The sequence below is a fragment of the Sphingomonas beigongshangi genome (assembly GCF_016820445.1).
GTDB lineage: Bacteria > Pseudomonadota > Alphaproteobacteria > Sphingomonadales > Sphingomonadaceae > Sphingomonas > Sphingomonas beigongshangi.
Genome location: NZ_JADHDT010000012.1, coordinates 1 through 16765, shown reverse-complemented (window position 1 = coordinate 16765; position 16765 = coordinate 1). Strand labels below are relative to the sequence as shown.

At 67.3% G+C, this 16765-nt stretch carries 17 protein-coding genes; 7 read left to right on the top strand and 10 right to left on the bottom strand.

Going from position 1 to position 16765, the window contains the following annotated elements:
• Nucleotides 1-166 precede the first annotated feature (166 nt).
• The 3 genes from IQ292_RS16865 (at nt 167) to IQ292_RS16855 (ending at nt 1666) form a co-directional block, all read left to right on the top strand.
• Nucleotides 167-691, top strand: a complete 525-nt coding sequence (locus IQ292_RS16865) for a ferritin-like domain-containing protein (protein WP_203311495.1) — start codon at nt 167-169, stop codon at nt 689-691.
• A gap of 130 nt (nt 692-821) precedes the next feature.
• A complete protein-coding gene (locus IQ292_RS16860) occupies nt 822-977 on the top strand; it encodes an alcohol dehydrogenase catalytic domain-containing protein (RefSeq protein WP_203311494.1) in 156 nt (51 codons plus the stop codon).
• Nucleotides 978-1201: 224 nt separating this feature from the next.
• Nucleotides 1202-1666 (top strand): zinc-binding dehydrogenase, encoded by a 465-nt coding sequence (locus IQ292_RS16855; protein ID WP_203311493.1) that lies wholly within the window; start codon nt 1202-1204, stop codon nt 1664-1666.
• Between the two features lie 246 nt (nt 1667-1912).
• Here the strand turns inward: IQ292_RS16855 and IQ292_RS16850 are convergent, their stop codons facing one another.
• The 9 genes from IQ292_RS16850 to IQ292_RS16810 form a co-directional block, all read right to left on the bottom strand.
• The gene (locus IQ292_RS16850; RefSeq protein WP_203311492.1) at nt 1913-2560 is read right to left on the bottom strand and encodes a glutathione S-transferase family protein; all 648 of its coding nucleotides are present in this window, start codon (nt 2558-2560) and stop codon (nt 1913-1915) included.
• Between the two features lie 129 nt (nt 2561-2689).
• Nucleotides 2690-4699: an SPFH domain-containing protein gene (locus IQ292_RS16845; RefSeq protein WP_203311491.1), complete on the bottom strand. Its 2010-nt coding sequence runs from the start codon at nt 4697-4699 to the stop codon at nt 2690-2692.
• A 67-nt stretch (nt 4700-4766) separates the two neighbouring features.
• On the bottom strand, nt 4767-5369 hold the full coding sequence (locus tag IQ292_RS16840) for a hypothetical protein (RefSeq protein WP_203311490.1): 603 nt from the start codon (nt 5367-5369) through the stop codon (nt 4767-4769).
• Nucleotides 5370-5507: 138 nt separating this feature from the next.
• The gene (gene pcaF / locus IQ292_RS16835; protein WP_203311489.1) at nt 5508-6710 is read right to left on the bottom strand and encodes a 3-oxoadipyl-CoA thiolase; all 1203 of its coding nucleotides are present in this window, start codon (nt 6708-6710) and stop codon (nt 5508-5510) included.
• Between the two features lie 196 nt (nt 6711-6906).
• Nucleotides 6907-7698: a sulfite exporter TauE/SafE family protein gene (locus IQ292_RS16830; RefSeq protein WP_203311488.1), complete on the bottom strand. Its 792-nt coding sequence runs from the start codon at nt 7696-7698 to the stop codon at nt 6907-6909.
• Nucleotides 7695-9068 carry an ATP-grasp domain-containing protein gene (locus IQ292_RS16825; protein ID WP_203311487.1) on the bottom strand — a complete coding sequence of 458 codons (1374 nt, stop codon included), beginning with the start codon at nt 9066-9068 and terminating at the stop codon, nt 7695-7697. Before IQ292_RS16825 ends, IQ292_RS16830 begins: the two co-directional genes overlap by 4 nt.
• A gap of 68 nt (nt 9069-9136) precedes the next feature.
• The gene (locus IQ292_RS16820) at nt 9137-9391 is read right to left on the bottom strand and encodes a hypothetical protein (RefSeq protein WP_203311486.1); all 255 of its coding nucleotides are present in this window, start codon (nt 9389-9391) and stop codon (nt 9137-9139) included.
• A 33-nt stretch (nt 9392-9424) separates the two neighbouring features.
• Nucleotides 9425-10294, bottom strand: a complete 870-nt coding sequence (locus IQ292_RS16815; protein WP_203311485.1) for an LLM class flavin-dependent oxidoreductase — start codon at nt 10292-10294, stop codon at nt 9425-9427.
• 197 nt (nt 10295-10491) lie between these two features.
• Complete coding sequence (locus IQ292_RS16810) at nt 10492-11388, bottom strand: SDR family oxidoreductase (protein WP_203311484.1); 897 nt, start codon at nt 11386-11388, stop codon at nt 10492-10494.
• Nucleotides 11389-11487: 99 nt separating this feature from the next.
• Here IQ292_RS16810 and IQ292_RS16805 point away from each other — a divergent pair, with 99 nt between their 5' ends.
• On the top strand, nt 11488-12324 hold the full coding sequence (locus IQ292_RS16805) for a helix-turn-helix transcriptional regulator (RefSeq protein ID WP_203311483.1): 837 nt from the start codon (nt 11488-11490) through the stop codon (nt 12322-12324).
• Between the two features lie 106 nt (nt 12325-12430).
• Here IQ292_RS16805 and IQ292_RS16800 read toward each other — a convergent pair whose 3' ends face one another.
• On the bottom strand, nt 12431-13345 hold the full coding sequence (locus IQ292_RS16800) for a LysR family transcriptional regulator (protein ID WP_238941202.1): 915 nt from the start codon (nt 13343-13345) through the stop codon (nt 12431-12433).
• Nucleotides 13346-13445: 100 nt separating this feature from the next.
• On the opposite strand from IQ292_RS16800, the gene IQ292_RS16795 reads away from it, so the two are divergent.
• From IQ292_RS16795 to IQ292_RS16785, 3 genes are all read left to right on the top strand, one after another.
• Nucleotides 13446-14144 carry a pirin family protein gene (locus IQ292_RS16795; protein WP_203311482.1) on the top strand — a complete coding sequence of 233 codons (699 nt, stop codon included), beginning with the start codon at nt 13446-13448 and terminating at the stop codon, nt 14142-14144.
• Nucleotides 14145-14192: 48 nt separating this feature from the next.
• Nucleotides 14193-15020 (top strand): alpha/beta fold hydrolase, encoded by an 828-nt coding sequence (locus tag IQ292_RS16790; protein WP_203311481.1) that lies wholly within the window; start codon nt 14193-14195, stop codon nt 15018-15020.
• A 75-nt stretch (nt 15021-15095) separates the two neighbouring features.
• Nucleotides 15096-15686, top strand: a complete 591-nt coding sequence (locus tag IQ292_RS16785; protein WP_203311480.1) for an NADPH-dependent FMN reductase — start codon at nt 15096-15098, stop codon at nt 15684-15686.
• The last annotated feature ends 1079 nt before the right edge of the window (nt 15687-16765 follow it).

Genomic DNA, 16765 nt, shown 5'->3' with positions numbered 1-16765 from the left:
CGGGTGGAGCGTCATGGGCCGGCCAACGCGTCGCGATCGTGCCGGTGCCCGGCAAAGGACGTGTTGATCTAAGTTACTCAGAAAGTTGGAGATTATCAAACATACGATGACACCATTGGTCGGCGTGGCGGTTTTCAATGTTCATCATCGCACCGGAGAGACAGACATGACCCACCAGACCGACGCGCTGCGCGAACTGTTCATCACGGGGCTCGTCAACGCCCATGCCGTCGAGAAACAGGCTCTGGCGATCATGACGCCGCAGGTGTCGCGCATCGAACATTATCCGGAGGTCGCGGACCGGCTGCGCGCGCATATCGAGGAAACCAATGCCCAGATCGCGCGCCTCGACGAAATTTTGGGCGGCTTCGACACCAGCAGCTCGACGTTCAAGGATCTGGGATTGAGCATGTCCGGCGGCATGGCGGCACTCGGTCACAGCGTCGCGGGCGACGAGATCGTGAAGAACAGTTTCGCCAACTACGCCTTCGAGCATTTCGAGATCGCGGCGTACAAGTCGCTGCTCGTGCTGGCCGAGGACGGCGGCTTCGCGCCCGCGACCCCGCTGCTGAAGCAATCGCTGGGCGAGGAAGAGGCGATGGCGGCCTGGATCGACGAGGCGCTGCCGATGGTCACGCGCCGCTACGCTACGCTGTATGCGGAAGCCGGCGCGAGCAAGGCGAAGGTCTGATCGCAAGCGAGCCAATGCGGAAGGTCCCGCGATGAAAGCCGCACTGAAGACCGCCGAACGTCGCTTCACGATCTAGGAGGTCGACGAGCCATGCCTTCCCGCCGCCGACTGGGTGAAGGCGCGCGTGCGCATGGCGGGCATCTGCGGGACCGATCTGCGCTCGTGGGAAAAGCCCGAACCTTCGCTGCGCTGCTGCATCATAAGCCACCAACTTGCCGACGACGTCGTTGAGGTCGGCGCCAACGTCACCGCAATGGCCATGGGCGATCGGGTGCTGATCGAATAGCTGCTCGGTTGCGGTCATTGTGTCTGGTGCCGCGTGCGGCAGTATAACCGTTGCCCCGACCTCTATCCCACCCGCCGCGCCAGCGTGTCGCGGGCCTATGCCGAGTTCGTCGTCGGCCCGGCGCACAAATTCCAACGTCTGCCCGACACGGTCGGGTATGACGATACGGCGTTGCTCGATACCGATGCGCGGAGCATCTGTCGGGGCCAACGATCAACGCGCGGGTGGCGGTCATCGGCGCCGGGCCGATCGGCCTTGGCCAGACGATGCTTGCCAAAGCGAGCGGCGCGGACGTGCTGATCATCGGCACGGTGCCGCACGCGCTCGATCTGGCGCGGCGGCTCGGTGCGGACGAGACCATGGATTCATCGCAGGCGGATCCGATCGCCGCGGTCATGGCGATGACCGGCGGGCTGGGCGCGGATGTCGCGTTCGAATGCGCCGGCGGCAAATCCATGCCGGAAACGCTGCCACTTGCGACTCGCCTGGTCCGGCGCGGCGGCGGCGTCGTCATCGTCGGCGGGTTCGATGAGGGCGAAACCACGATCCCGCTCGAATGGCAGCGAATCCAGATGTCGGCAATCCGCCTGATCCCGAGCGCCAGCTTCGCCTTCCACGACATCCATTCGGAGAAGGTCGCGGTGCTCGATCTGGTACGCGCGGCAAGCTGCAGACGCAGCCTTTGGTAACGCATCGCTTCCCGCTCGGCCGCATCAACGACGCCTTTGCGACGGCGCAGGACCGACGCCGCAGCGGCGCGATCTTCGTCGGTCTCGAACTGTGATCGATGCAGGACCAGGCACCATCGCGCACCCGAAGAGCCGGGGCAACGCCCCCGGCTCGCGCACGAACCCGCCGCGTGTCGCGATCCCAGGGCGCGATCCAGCCAGGCTGGGTCGAGACGGTGCCGGCCCTCACCCTACATGGATCGGTCTCTAGTCCCTGTCGGGGGCGCCAAGCGGGAAGTAGCTGCGATAGGGGCGCGCATCGTCCACCACGCGCGCGACCGCGGGGCGTGCCAGCAACCGTTCGCGATAGGCCCGCACCTGAGCGCGTTCCGCCGGAATGGGATGAACCCAGTCGGCGTAGAACAACGCGGGTGCGCCCGCGCAGTCGGCGAGGCCGAACGTATCGCCGGCGGCCCAGATACGCTCGCCCAGTGTCGCGTCCAGCCAGGCGTACGCCTTGTCCAGCGCCTTGCCGCTTTCGGCGCGCACGCTGTCGAGGCGATCGCCGTGGCGCAATTTCTCGGCGACGGGCTGCTGCATCGGCGTCATCACATAATGATCGAAAAAGCGGTCGAGGAACCGCACCGCCAGCGCCGCTTCGGGATCCGCCGGGATCATGCGCGCGCCCGGGTGCCGCAGATCGAGGTGTTCGATGATGATGCTCGACTCGGCGACGGTCTGCTCGCCGTCCACCAGCACCGGCATCCGGCCGATCGGCCAGCGCGCGGCCATCGCCTCGGCTGCGCCAGGCTCCTCGAGATTGCGATATTCGAACGCGAGATCCTTTTCCCGAAGGGCGATCAGCACCTTCCAGCAATAGGAAGAGAAGGGATGGGCATAGAGCGCCAGCGACATGAAGCCTCTCCTGCAACCCGCCGCGCCCGGGCCGGGCGGAAGGTGGTCATCCGCTGTGTGGCCGGACGAACCGCGGCATTGCAAGGGCCGGCGCGTCGGCCGCCGGCCCCTGCATCGGCTTTGGCCGTCTTATTTGGCGGCCACGGAATGGCGTTCGCGATCGTTCGCCACCGCCGGCCCGGCGAGCAGCGACGAGCCTTTTTCGGACAATAGCATCCCGATCAACGCCTGAAGCCCGTTGGCACCGTCGTTGCCACCCGCGCCTCCGGTGCTGATCTGGACGCGCGGGACGATATCCACGCCCGACTTCTCGAGCGCGTCGGCGAGCCGTTCGATCACCTGACGCGTCAGCTGATACTGTGCGCCTCCGGACGCCGCCGCCTGTTTCTCGATCGTCTCGGCGGTGGCGAGACCGGTCTTGGTGATGCGATCCGCCTCGGCGGCGGCAAGCGCGACGACCTTCGCCGCCTCGCCCTCGCCGGTGATGCGGATACGATCCGCCTCGGCGCGTGCGATGGTACGCGTCTGCTCCGCCTCCTGCGTCGCCCGCTTCAGCGCCGCCTTGCCCTGATTTTCCTGCACCTGGATCTGCAGTTCGGAGCCGGTGATCGCTGTCTGCTGTTCGGCGCGCGCCTGCGCTTCCTTGAGCGCCTTCTCGCTCTCCGCGGCGATGCGCTGCTTCTCGTAGGTCGCGACACGCTCCTCCGCCACCTGGCGCTCGCGCAACTGCTGCAGCACCTTCTCGATCTGGTCGTTACCCGCCGTCGCGCGTGGCGTGCCAATCAGCACCTCCTGCAGCTCGAGATTATAGGCGCCGAACTTCGCGCGCATCTCGGCACCCGCCAGTTCCTGGATGTCGGACCGGTCCTGCAGCAGCTCGATCAGCGTCTTCTTCTGGGCGACGTTCTTGAAATAGGCCGATACCATCGGATCGAGCGTCTGCTCGACCAGCTTCTTGATATCCCCGAACCGCTGGATGACGAGCGGCGCCTTGCGATAGTCGATGTGGACCACGACGGAGAGCGGCAGCGTCGGCTCGAACGCGTCGCGGGTGATGAGCGAGACCTGGCTCAGATTCTCGTCCAGCTTGTGCTGGCCCGTCACATCCTCATCCCATTTCAGGATGAAGTTGGTGGTTGGCACGATCAGGATCTTGCCCGCGTAGGTGTTGAACGCATATTTGCCGGGCAGCAAGGGCTCCGACCAGACGCCGCGCGATCCGCGCGGGACGAGCTCGCCATGACGATAGTCGTCGCCCGACGTATCGGCGCTGTCGTCGCCCGTATAGCTGATGACGACACCGACATGGCCGACCTCGATCACCGTCTTGGCGACCATCTCAACGGTCGCGAACAGGCGATTGATGAAATAGCTGCCCTCGACGAGCACCTGCAGCTGGCGCGCGCGACGGCCACCGGCGGCGATGAACTTCTCCGGGTCCTGAAAGCTGTTGTGGAAGGTCGCGGGATCGTCTTGATCCGTGCCGACCTCCGGCGCGATGATGTGATCGGCGGTCAGCGCTGGGCCGTCATGCACCGTGACGATGCCGATCTGGTCGGCCGAGTCCTTGATCACGACCGCCTGGAAGCCGCCACGGCTCTCGATGACGTTCTGCATCTCCGCGAACAGCTGCGGGTCGTTCGCCTCCAGCATCAGGCCATAGATCTGTTCGCGCGTGATGATGACGAACTGCGCGAGGTTGATCGCATAGGTGCCCTCGCGCAGGATCGTGCGCTGGGGCCCCTTCTGCCCGCCATCCGCAAGAAAGCGCCGGACATCGAGGAAGTCGACGGCGCGGACGTTGCTTGCCAGCGTCTGCGTCGGGCCGAGCGGCGCGCCGTCGCGCGCGAAGATATAGCCGATCTGCCCCTGCGGTATGGTGACGAGGGGCTGCGCATGCACCTTGTACTGGAACGGCACGAAGAAATGATAGCCGCCGCGCAAGACGTCGGGCTGGTATCCCGCCTCGCCGTTCAGGGCGATCAGGCCGCTGGTGATCGAGCCGTTGCGGCTCCATAGCTTTTCGACGATCGCGACGCGGTTGTTTCCGACATAGCGCACCATGCGCGACGCGATAAAAAGACAAACGACGACAAGGGCCACGACAGCCGCGGCGCCGAGCACGAAAGTATTTGCCATCTGATGAAGGTGTCCTTGGGACCTGTGACGAGCGCCCCCTGAGCGCCCGCCTCTTACTTACGCCTCTTCAATCCGGCTTGATAGCGAAATCGGAAGCGCCGTATCGTTGCTGGACGTACAGTGCGGCGGCACGGGCCTGGTCGGCGGCGGCACTTGCTCGTGCCTGATCGAGCTCGGCAAGTGCCTGATCGATAAGGCCCAGCGCGACCGCGGTCTCGGTCGCGACCGCGGCGTGCCGTTCGCCCGCCGCTTCGGACAGCGCGGCGACGGCCGTACGGACCACGATATCCAGATCGCGCGCGCACGCCTGATAGCGGTCGTCGTCGTATATCCAGCCGCGGGCGGCGATCGACGCCAGCAAGCGCCGCGACTCAGGGTCGATGGCGACGCCATGCGGCCCGGTCGCGGTCGCGATACGATCGCGCGCGATGTCCGCTGCGCCCGACGAGCGGCGTCGCAGGCGACGGCGGGCACGACCATCCATGAGCCCGGCTATGATCGTGGCCATGATGCCGATCAGCAGGAAGCCGACGAGGAAAACGCCGCTCAGCTTCAATCCGAGCGCCAACACGCCTGCGACGCCGCCCCCGCTCGGTGCCAGCAGCAGTGAAAGCGGCACGACGACGACGAGATAGGCGAGGATGGCGAAATGCAGGAAGGCGGCAGCCACCAGGCGCCACGACGGCAGCCTTGCAGCGGGAACATCAGGCCGCGACACATGCATGATGCCATATTAGGCCCTGGCACGTCGGGACACCAGCCAACAGGGCGGCAGCGCCGCTCCGCGATACGGGCGACCGACGCGTGGCTAGGCGCGCTCCAGCATCAAGGCGATCCCCTGGCCCACGCCGATGCACATGAAGGCCATCGCGTAGCGGCCGTTGATGCGCGCCAGTTCCTCGACAGCGGTCATGACGATGCGTGCGCCCGACATGCCGAGCGGATGCCCCAGTGCGATCGCGCCGCCGTTGCGGTTGACGCGCGGATCGTCGGTGGCAATCTCCAGGTGCCGCAAGGTCGCGATCGCCTGGGCGGCGAACGCCTCGTTCAACTCGATCACGTCGAGCTGCTTCAGGTCGATGCCGGTGATGCGGCACAGCTTGCGGGCCGCCTCGATCGGGCCGACGCCCATGATCCGCGGTGCGATACCGACGGACGCCATACCGAGCACGCGCGCACGCGGCGTCAAGCCATGGCGTGCCGCCGCCGCCTCGCTCGCGACGAGCATCGCGGCCGCGCCGTCGTTGAGGCCCGATGCGTTGCCCGCGGTGACGGTCCCCCCGGCGCGCACGACCGGCTTAAGCGCCGCCAACGCCTCCAGGCTGGTCGCGCGGGGATGCTCGTCGGTGTCGAAGCGGATCGGATCGCCCTTTGCCCGCGGCACGTCGACCGCGACGATCTCCGCGGCCATGCGCCCGCTCGCGATCGCGGCCGCGGCCTTTTGCTGGCTCGCGAGCGCGAACGCATCCTGGTCCGCACGGGTGACGTGCCACTGTTCCGCGACATTCTCCGCCGTCTCCGGCATCGAATCGACGCCGAAGGCTTCGCGCATCCTGGGGTTGACGAAGCGCCAGCCCAACGTCGTGTCCTCCAGCTTCTGCGCGCGGTCGAACGGCGTGTGCGCCTTGCCCATGACGAAGGGCGCGCGGGTCATGCTCTCGACGCCCCCGGCGATCAGCAGCTCGGCGTCACCGCTGCGGATCGCCTGCGCCGCGCTGCCGACGGCATTGAGGCCGGACCCGCACAACCGGTTGATCGTCGCGCCGGGCACCACCTCGGGCAGGCCCGCGAGCAACGTCGCCATGCGCGCGACGTTGCGGTTGTCCTCGCCCGCCTGGTTGGCGCAGCCGAGCAGGACGTCGTCGACCGCGGCCCAGTCCACCCCCGGGTTGCGGTCCATCAGGGCGCGGAGCGGCACGGCGGCCAGATCGTCGGCCCGGACGGTCGACAGCGCGCCGTTCAACCTGCCGATCGGCGTGCGGATCGCATCACAGATAAAGGCCTGGGTCATCGTTCATCCTGCTCCGGCAGCGCGAGTCTTTCGCGCCTTGTCGCAAACCCTATAGCACCGGCCGATCCGGCATCGACCGCGATGTGCGTCGCCGCGGCCTCGGCAGGTGCCGATGGCCTTCAGCGCATCCGTTCCACGCCGTCGGCGCGTGGCGAAGGCCCGGTCCCGGTGTGGTTCGCTCGGCGCGGACCGAGGTTCAGAAACGATGCAGCACGGGTATCCGCGCGATCATCAGCGCCGACAAGCCGTAAAGGCTGCTCGCCACGAGAAACGCGCCGGCGATCTTGAGCAAGGTCTTGGGATCGATCCGCGCCACCACCGCGGGACCGATCGGTGCCGCCGCGAGGCTTCCGACGAGCAGGCCGCTCGCCGCCGTCGTGAAGGCCTGCACGCCCAACGTGCCGATGAAGCTCGCCAATACCGTGATGGTGACGAAGAACTCCGCCGCATTCACCGTGCCGATCACCGTGCGCACATTGCCACCCTGCGCCAGGAAGTTGCCGGACACGAACGGCCCCCATCCGCCGCCGGTGGCGTCCACCAGGGCGCCGACGAACCCGACCGGGGCGACCGTCCGCAGCGTCCTGTAGGTATGGGGTCGCCGCGGCGCCCGCCACAGCAGGTACAGACCGAGCACGCCGAGATAGGCGAACACCACCGGTCGGAGCAGCATCGCCCCGAGGTGGATGGTCAGCCAGCTGCCGACGACCGCGCCTGCGATCCCCGGCACCGCGAGGCGCGCGAACAGCACCCAGTCGACGTTGCCGCGCAGCGCGTGGCTCAGACCCGACGCCCCGCTGGCGAAGCTCTCGACGGTCCGGACGGTCGAACTCGCCAGCGCCGGCGGTATCCCCAGAAGCATGAGCGCACTGTTCGTCACGACGCCGAACCCCATGCCGATCGAACCGTCGATCGCCTGGGCGACGAAGCCGATGACCACGAAGGGCAGCAAAGTCGCCCAAGGGATGGCGGCCAGCATCTCGGTCATGCCTCGGCACCCGGCTTCTGGAGCAAGCGCCGCGCCCGGCCAGCCGGCGCCGTCAGCAGGAAGGTTGCCGGAAAGAGCAGCGCAACGAGGGAGAGCATGCCGCTGATCATCGATTCCGCGCCGGCGAGCCAGGGCATGATCGCGGCCCAGACGGCCACCGCGAGCACGCTGATCAACGTCCGTTCCTGCTCGTCCTGCTCGAGCAGTTGCTGCACCGGCACCGCGCGATCCTCGTACAGTCCGCGCAGCAGCCGCCCGCGGCCGCCGCGTCGATCGATCAGGATGCGCGGCAGGGTCGCATGGCCCAGCGCCGACAGGCCCGCGCCGATGAGGCGCCAGCCGATGGCGATGGCGAAACGATCGTAGCTCGCGCTCGTGTCGACGAGCTGATCGAGGCGGGAGCGGCCCGCGAAGACCAGGTCGACGATCGCCCCTTCCTCTGCCCGCGCGGATGGCGTGCCAGGCGCGCGATCCTGCGTGTCGCGGATCCAGGAGAGGATGATCGCCGGTATGTCGGCGCCGCTTGCCCGTTCCAGCCCCTGGAAGCCCGGGGCGGAATTGGCCTCGCAGATCCGGTAGCCCGTCTCGTCGAACAGGATGTCGATGCCCGTGACGTCAAGGTCGAGCGCGGCCGCGGCCTTGATTGCGATGTCGGCCATCTCCGGCGGCGGATTATAGGCGGTTCCGATACCGCCGAGCGATACGTTCGACTTGAAACCGCCGGTCAGCGAGCGGCGCTCCATCGCGGCAACCACCCGCCCGCCGACGACCAGGATGCGGACGTCGCGGCCGTGGCTGGCGCGAATGTAATGCTGCAGCACGAAGTCCGCCTGCGCGCGCGCACTTTCGAGCAGGCCGGCGAGATCCTCGAACTGCGCTCGGTCCTCGCACTTCAGAACGCCGGCACCGCGCGTGCCCTGCAGCGTCTTGACGATCACCGGGAAGCCGAGTTCGCGTTCGACGAGCGCCGCGTCGAACGGAAACCTGCCCAGCATCGTCCGCGGCACCGGAAGGCCGACGCGCGCGAGCTTCTGCATCGTATGCAGCTTGTCCGCGACGAGCTCGATCGTGGTCGCGCCGTTGATCAGCCTGACCCCCCGGCGCTCCAGCTGGCGCAGGAGGGCGAGCGTCGAATAATCCGTCTCCGCTCCCGTCCGGCACAATACGAAGTCGGGCCGCTGCACGGGAAGGCCGTCGTATCGCAGCGACCAATCGTCATGCCCGCCGCCGACGATCAGATCGAACAGCTGCGGTTTGTAGACGGCCAGCGCGATGCCAAGCTGCCCCGCTGCCTCGCGAAACCGCAGGATCTCCGGCACCTCCGGAATGCCGGGTTCGAGATCATGGAAGAAGAGGATCCATCCCTGCACGGTCCGCCCCCTAGCCGGCCCCGGGCATGAAGCATAGCGCGGTCGCCTCGCGACGGGGCCGCATGCGCTCAGGTCGCACGGATGGCGGTGGCGCGGCCATCGGCCGTCGTGTCGAGCATCGGCCGGACGGGAGGCAAGGTCCGGACGCGCCGGTCCGGCAGGTTGAGGTGGGGGAACAACAGTTCGGCCACGCGATAGGCCTCCTCCAGGTGCGGATAGCCTGAACCGATCACCGTATCGATGCCCGCGGCGGCATAGTCCTCGAGACGCGCCGCGACGGTGGCCGGGTCACCGACCAGCGCGGTGCCCGCCCCCGTCCGCACCAGACCGATACCCGCCCAGAGGTTGGGACGGATCTAGAGCGCGCACCGCGCGCCGCCGTGCAGCGCCTGCATGCGCGACTGGCCGACGGAATCGCTGCTTTTCGCCAGATAGGCCTGGAATTGCGCGATCTGGTCCTGCGTGACGTCGCGGATCAGATCGTTCGCGGCCGCCCATGCCGCCTCCTCCGTCTCGCGGACCACGAAATGGAGACGGACACCGAAGCGGAGCGTACGGCCCAGCGCCGCAGCCCGGGCCCTCACGTCGGCGATCACGTCCTTCAACTGATCGGCCGGCTCGCCCCACATCAGATAGGTGTCGGCATGCCGCGCGGCGATACCGCGCGCCGCGCCGGAAGAGCCGCCGAACCAGATCGGCGCGTGCGGCGCCTGGACGAAGGGGAACAGCAGCCTTCCACCCGCGATCGACAGGAATTCGCCGTCACGGTCGACCGTCTCGCCCCGCGCGAGCGCGCGCCAGATATCGAGGAACTCGTCGGTCTGGCGATAGCGCGCGTCATGGTCCAGAAAGAGCCCGTCGGCAGCGAGCGCGTCGGGATTGCCGCCGGTGACGACGTTCAGCAGGGCGCGTCCGCCACTGAGCCGGTCGAGCGCGGCAGCCTGACGCGCGGCTTCGGCGGGGGCGGTCAGCCCCGGCCGCAGGGCGACGAGCAGCCTAAGCCGATCGGTGAACGGCGCGACCGACGCCGCGGTGATCCAGGCGTCGGCGCACATCGGCCCGGTCGGCAGCAGCACGCCATAATATCCCAGTCGATCGGTCGCGGTGGCGATCTCGCGGAGATACGCCGGATCGGGCGGCCGATCGGTCTGCGGCGAGGCGAAGCGCTGCGAATCGCCGCCGGAGGGCAGAAACCAGAGAAAGTCGAGCGGATGTCGCGCTGTCATGGGGCCATAGTAGCGCCTTTGCATGGCCGGAGGGCGAAGCTAATCTTGGCTGCACGCTACTTCGTGCAGCCTTGCGGTGGCGCGCGTCAGTAGGCCCTCCCTCCCACTTGCCCCCCGACAGGACGGCGCTGGGCCTGTCACCCCTTGAAAAGCGGCATAGCCCTTCGGGGCGGCAGGACCGCCACTGGTCATCAGCCCTAGACGAAAGCGGAATAGTCCATAGCCGCAAGGTCGGTCAGGAGGTCGGGGCCGCTCGGTTCCCATGCCAACCGTGCTCGCGTCCAGGCACTGGATGCCGCCATGTCCAGCGCAGCGAACGGCGCCATCCAGCCGAAATAGCGTTCGACCTCTCCGCCATCGACCGAGCAGACCGGCAGCCCGCTGCCCTCGCCGATCGCCTCGGCGATGGCGCGCGCGGAGACGCCCTCCTCGACCGAGGCGTTGTAGCGCGCGCCGGGCTCGCCATTCTCGAGCGCCAGGACGTAGAGCCTGGCGACGTCGCTGACGTGCGCGGCCGCCCACCGGGTATTGCCCTCGCCGACATAGGCGATAGCGCCGGCCCGCCGCGCCTCGGCGATCAGCGGCGTGATGAGACCCGCCCTGGTCGTGTCGTGGACCTGCGGCAGGCGGATGGTGCGCACGTCGATCCGCCGCGCGATGAGCGCCGCGCCGGCCAATTCGGTCGCGATACGCGGGTTGGCATGGCGCGGGTTGAGCACGTCCTCCATCGCCTCGCCGCCGTTCAGCGGCGTGCCCGTGCCGACTCCCGACGTGATGAGGATCGGCTTCTCCGTTCCTGCCAGGGCCTCTCCCATGGCGGCGATGACGCGCTCGTCCTTTTTCGTGTTGTCGAGGAAGGTCGCGAAATTGTGGTCGAATGCGCAATGGATCACTGCATCGGCCGCAGCCGCGCCGCTGGCCAGCGTCTCGGGCCGTTCCAGGTCACCGCGGTGGACATCGACGCCGGCCGCTTCGAGACGCCGGGCACCGTCGTCGGATCGCGTGAGGCCGAGCACCTCATGGCCGCGGGCAAGCAGTTCGGGAACGATGTGCGAGCCGATGAAGCCGGTGGCGCCGGTCAGGAACACGCGCATGAAATGCCTCCTCTTGATATCGAGAGAAGGATATCGCCGATCGCCGCAACCTGTTAAAGTAGTGAGCTTATCGTGGTATAAACGTCAACAGGATGCGGCATGGCGAGTGAACCGGCCAATCAGCTCGGCAGCTATCTGCGCGACCGGCGCGTGCGGCTCGATCCGGCGGCATTCGGCTTCGCCGGCGGCAGGCGGCGCACGCCGGGTCTTCGCCGCGAGGAGGTCGCCGCCCGCGCGAACATCAGCCCGACCTGGTACACCTGGCTCGAGCAGGGTCGAGGCGGCGCGCCGTCGGCTGACGTGCTCGACCGCATCGCCAAGGGGCTGATGCTGACCGAGCCGGAGCGCGAGCATCTCTACATGCTTGGCCTCGGCCGCCCGCCCGAGACCCGCTATCGTCCGGTCGACGGCATCACGCCGCGGCTGCAGCGCGTGCTCGACGGCATGAGGCTGAGCCCCGCGATCATCAAGACCGCCATGTGGGATGTGGTGGGCTGGAACCGGGCGGCCGCGGCGTTGCTCACCGATTATGCCGCGTTGCCCCGCGATCAGCGCAACATATTGCGCCTGATGTTCGTGAACGGCCGCGGTCGCAAGGCCAACGAGGATTGGGAGAGCGTCGCGCGCTTCGTCGTCGGCGCCTTTCGCGCGGACATGGCACGAGCGGGCGCCAACCGCAGTTCGGAGGCCGCGAGGCTCGTCGACGAACTATGCCGCGTCAGCGACGAGTTCGACGCTTTGTGGCGCGACAACGATGTCGTCGCGCACGGCGAGGGCGTGAAGCGCATCCACCATCCCGACGCGGGGCGCGTGCAGCTCGAATTCTCGTCGTTCGCGGTGGAGGGGCGGCCCGAACTCGGCATGATCGTCTACAATCCCGCGACCGAGGCCGACGCGGAGAAGGTGCGGGCGCTCGTCGAAGCGCGGGCGGACTGAGCCACTCGGATTGGCCCGATAGCCGGCGCCGCCTCCGCGCACGTGGATCGGGCGCCAGACGATTCCCGGCAACAGGCGCTTGGTCATGGGAGGCGCGGCATGACGCTCAACGCGATGCCCATGGGGCCTGCGCGAGCTCGCGAGCAAGGTAGTCGACCAGAACCTGGACCCGGAGCGGGCGCAGCGGGCTTGGCGGCATGACGAGGTGGAGCCCCAGGGACGTCACGGACCATTCGGGCATCGCGACCGCCAGCTGCCCGTCGCGCAGCTCGCGCCAGATCAGGAATTCGGGCTGGATCGCAAGCCCTTGGCCGGCGACGAGAGCCGGGTTCAACAGGTCGGCATTGTCCGTCCAGACCCGCACGGGTGGCTCGACGGTCTCCTCCCCGAACGTCGGATGCGTGAAGCGCCACATCCTTGATGCACCACCGGTATAGGCCAGCGCACAATGCCGGCTTAGCTCCGCCGGATGCGTCGGCATGCCGTGACGCGCGAGATAGTCGGGGGACGCCACCAGAAGCAGTCGCACCGTGCAGAGCCGGCGCGACAGCAAGGAGGAATCATCCAGGCTTGCGATCCTGAGCGCCACGTCGAACCCCTCCGCCACCAGATCGACCTTGCGGTCGCTCAAGGCGAAATCGACCGTGATCTCCGGGTAGGCCTCGAGGAAGGCCGGCAGCATCGCGCCCAGGTAGGCGATACCGAACGAGAGCGGTGCGCTGATCCGAACGCGACCGCGAGGCCTCTTGGATTGTTCGCCGGCTTCGTCCTCGGCCGCCTCGCCTTCGCTCAATATGCGCGTCGCGCGCTCCACCGCGGCACGGCCCGCGTCCGTAAGCGCGATACGCCGGGATGTCCGTGCGATCAGCGTCAGGCCGAGGCGCGCCTCCAGTCGCGCGATCGCTTTGGAGACGGTGGGATCGGACATGCCCATCTCGCGCGCCGCGCGCGAGAACGAGCCGTGTTTGGCGACCTTGGCGAAGATCGCCCAGGCTTCGAGATCGGGAAGACGCTTCATCATTTTCGGAAAGGATGAGATGCCGGCCTTGCCGTTTCGTCAAGTGCCATCGTGCTGCATCTTCAGGTCATCGGAGCAACAGGCTCCTTCAGGAGACCGAACCATGATCGACCGTCGCCCCTTCGCAAGCCTCGGTGGCGCCAACCACGGATGGCTCGACGCCAAGCACCACTTCTCTTTCGCCAGCTATTATGATCCGGCCCGGATGGGCTGGGGCGGCATCCGCGTCTGGAACGACGATACGATCGCGCCCGGCACCGGCTTCCCGCCGCATCCGCACGCCGACATGGAGATCATCACCTATGTCCGCGAAGGCGCGATCACGCATCAGGACTCGCTCGGCAACATCGGCCGTACCGAGGCCGGCGACGTGCAGGTGATGAGCGCAGGCTCGGGCGTACGGCATTCGGAATACAACAAGGAGCCGGGCATTACCCGCATCTTCCAGATCTGGATCGAACCCAGGACGCGCGGCGAGGCGCCGTCATGGGGGGCCAAGCCCTTCCCAAAGGGCGAACGCTCCGGACAGTTCGTGACGCTGGCGAGCGGCTTCACGAACGATGGCGACGCGCTGCCGATCCGCACCGATGCGCGCATCGTCGCCGCCACGCTGAAGGCGGGCGAGACCGCCGAATATCCGCTCGGCGCCGACCGTCAGGGCTACCTCGTCCCCGCGAGCGGCGCGATCGAGGTCAACGGCACGCGGCTCGACGCACGCGACGGTGCCGCCATCGCCGACGAGGCCGTGCTCCGCGTCACCGCGATCGACGATGCCGAGATCGTGCTCGTCGACGCCGCCTGACCGATCCGTCCGGTACCGCGCATTTTCCAGCTCGAAAGGATATTTCCCATGCCCTTCATCACCACCGCCGACGCGACCGAAATCTACTACAAGGACTGGGGCCCGAAACACGCCCCGGTCATCATGTTCCACCATGGCTGGCCGCTCAGTTCGGACGACTGGGACGCGCAGATGATGTTCTTCGTACAGAAGGGCTATCGCGTCATCGCCCACGATCGCCGCGGCCATGGCCGCTCGACGCAGTCGGCCGACGGCCACGACATGGACACCTACGTCGCCGACGTCATCGCGCTGACCGATGCACTGGACCTGCGCGATGCGGTCCATGTCGGCCATTCGACCGGGGGTGGCGAAGTCGCCCGCTACGTCGCCCGCACCAAACCGGGCCGGGTCAGCAAGGCGGTACTGGTCAGCGCGGTCGCCCCGATCATGATCAGGACCGACACCAACCCCGAAGGTGTGCCGATGGACGTGTTCGACATGGTGCGCGAACAGACCGCCACCAACCGTTCGCAATTCTACTATGACTTCACCCTGCCCTTCTTTGGCTACAATCGCGAGGGTGCCGAGGTGAAGGAAGCGGTGCGGCTCAATTGGTGGCGACAGGGCATGATGGGGGCGGCGCTGGCCCATACGCTCGGCATCAAAGCGTTCTCCGAGACCGACTTCACGGACGATCTCAAGGCGGTCGACGTACCGACCCTGGTCCTGCATGGCGAGGATGACCAGGTCGTGCCGTTCGCCACCACGGGCAAAATGTCGGCGGCTATCGTGAAGGGCGCCAAGCTCATCTCCTACCCTGGCTTTCCGCACGGCATGCCGGTCACCAACGCGGAGCGGATCAACGCCGATCTGCTCGCTTTCATCGAAGGCTGATCCACGACGGACCACGGGGTGGTTGCCCGCCCCGTGGTTTCGCACGACATTGAGGCATCACAAGGAGACGTCGCGATGGGCGATCGAATCATGATCTTCTACGGCTCCTATCGCTCCGATCGGCAAGGGATCCGCCTGGCCGAATGGCTGGTCCGCGCCTTCGCCGCACGCGGCGCATCGGCCGAACTGGTCGACGCCCGCGCCATCGGCCTGCCCATGCTCGACCGCATGTACAAGGAATATCCAAAGGGCGAGGCGCCGCCCGCGCTGGAGGCGCTCGCGGCGAAGATCAGGGCGGCCGATGCCTTCGTGGTCGTTACCGGGGAATATAATTGGGGCGTCCAGCCCGGTCTCAAGAATCTCACCGACTATTTCCTGGAAGAATGGTACTGGCGCCCTGCGGCGATCGTCAGCTACTCGGCCGGTCGCTTCGCCGGTGCACGCGCCGGGCTCGCCTGGCACGGCATCCTGTCGGAGATGGGCATGGTAGTGGTATCCAGCACGATTGCGGTGGGAGGCATCGGCCATGCCTTCGACGCGGCCGGAGAGCCTGCGGGCGATGGCGGCGGCGCCCTCGCCCATGCCTTCCCGCGCTTCGCCGATGATCTCGCCTGGTGGACGGAGGCCGCCCGCGCTCAGCGCGAGCGTCGGGCCCCACCCTATTGATCCGGTCTGCCGCCGCTTCGATGGACGAGCATGGGCGGGCTTGGGCGCGGAGTGCCTAGCAGCGGGCCGGTGACGATCACCTTCGTCCGCCCTGCGCCGTGAGCGGCACATCATCGTTGATCGCGCTTATGACGCCGCGAAAGTTGGCGTGGGACGCTTTGCATCGCCCTCCCCGGGCGCCGCAGCTGTCGCTAGACACGGGCCTGCGCCTGCTCGCGTACACGCCCAGTACACGCAGGCGCTACGCCCGCGCGTCATCGCGTCGAGGCCGACGCGACTTCCTGTGCCGCACGACGCTTCCGGCTGTGCGAGCATGATGAGACGACTGGGGGCTTGATAAGACCCGGCAAATCGGCTGGCGTCCATTTACCTTGCGCTGCGCATCGGCAAACGACACCATCAACATCTCGGCGATCGAGCTGCGCCATCGAACAGGCCTCCACGCCTCGCGCCGATCATGCTCACTAGACTGATCTGCCGCCGCAATTCGCCGGACAGGTCTAAGCGTTTGTTCAAAACCAGTGAGCGGTGCTTGCATACGGCACCTTCCAACCGATCGGCGACGTCGCGCGGCACGGCTGCTTCCGCCGCGATCGATCTCGGTCCTCCACTGCCAATCCTGCAGCATCTGCGGCGCACAATCGGTCCGTGCCACATGGGTCACGACAGCCGCCCGGCGGGAAGGGGCGCGTTCTCGAGATTCAACGGCAGCCGAAGTGGCTGGGAGCGCAGCTCGGTATGCATGTGTCCGCCGCCTAGACCGTCATAGCCCTCCCAAGAGGGACGGTGCCGGCAGACCCGGCAGATTCTTGTCGGGATACGCGCTGGACGCGGAGGTGGCGAACCGCTGCCCTATTACCCTTCGATAGTGCCGCCGACAGAAGCCACTGAGCTGGCGATCGGGCGGCGCGGGCCGGTATTGTCCGAGACGCCGTTGCCATGCATTCGGCGCAAAACGCAAAAAGCCTCCGCGGCGGAGGCCGTGGAGGCTATGCAAATAAAGTTGGTTGCGGGGACAGGATTTGAACCTGTGACCTTCAGGTTATGAGCCTGACGAGCTACCGGGCTGCTCCACCCCG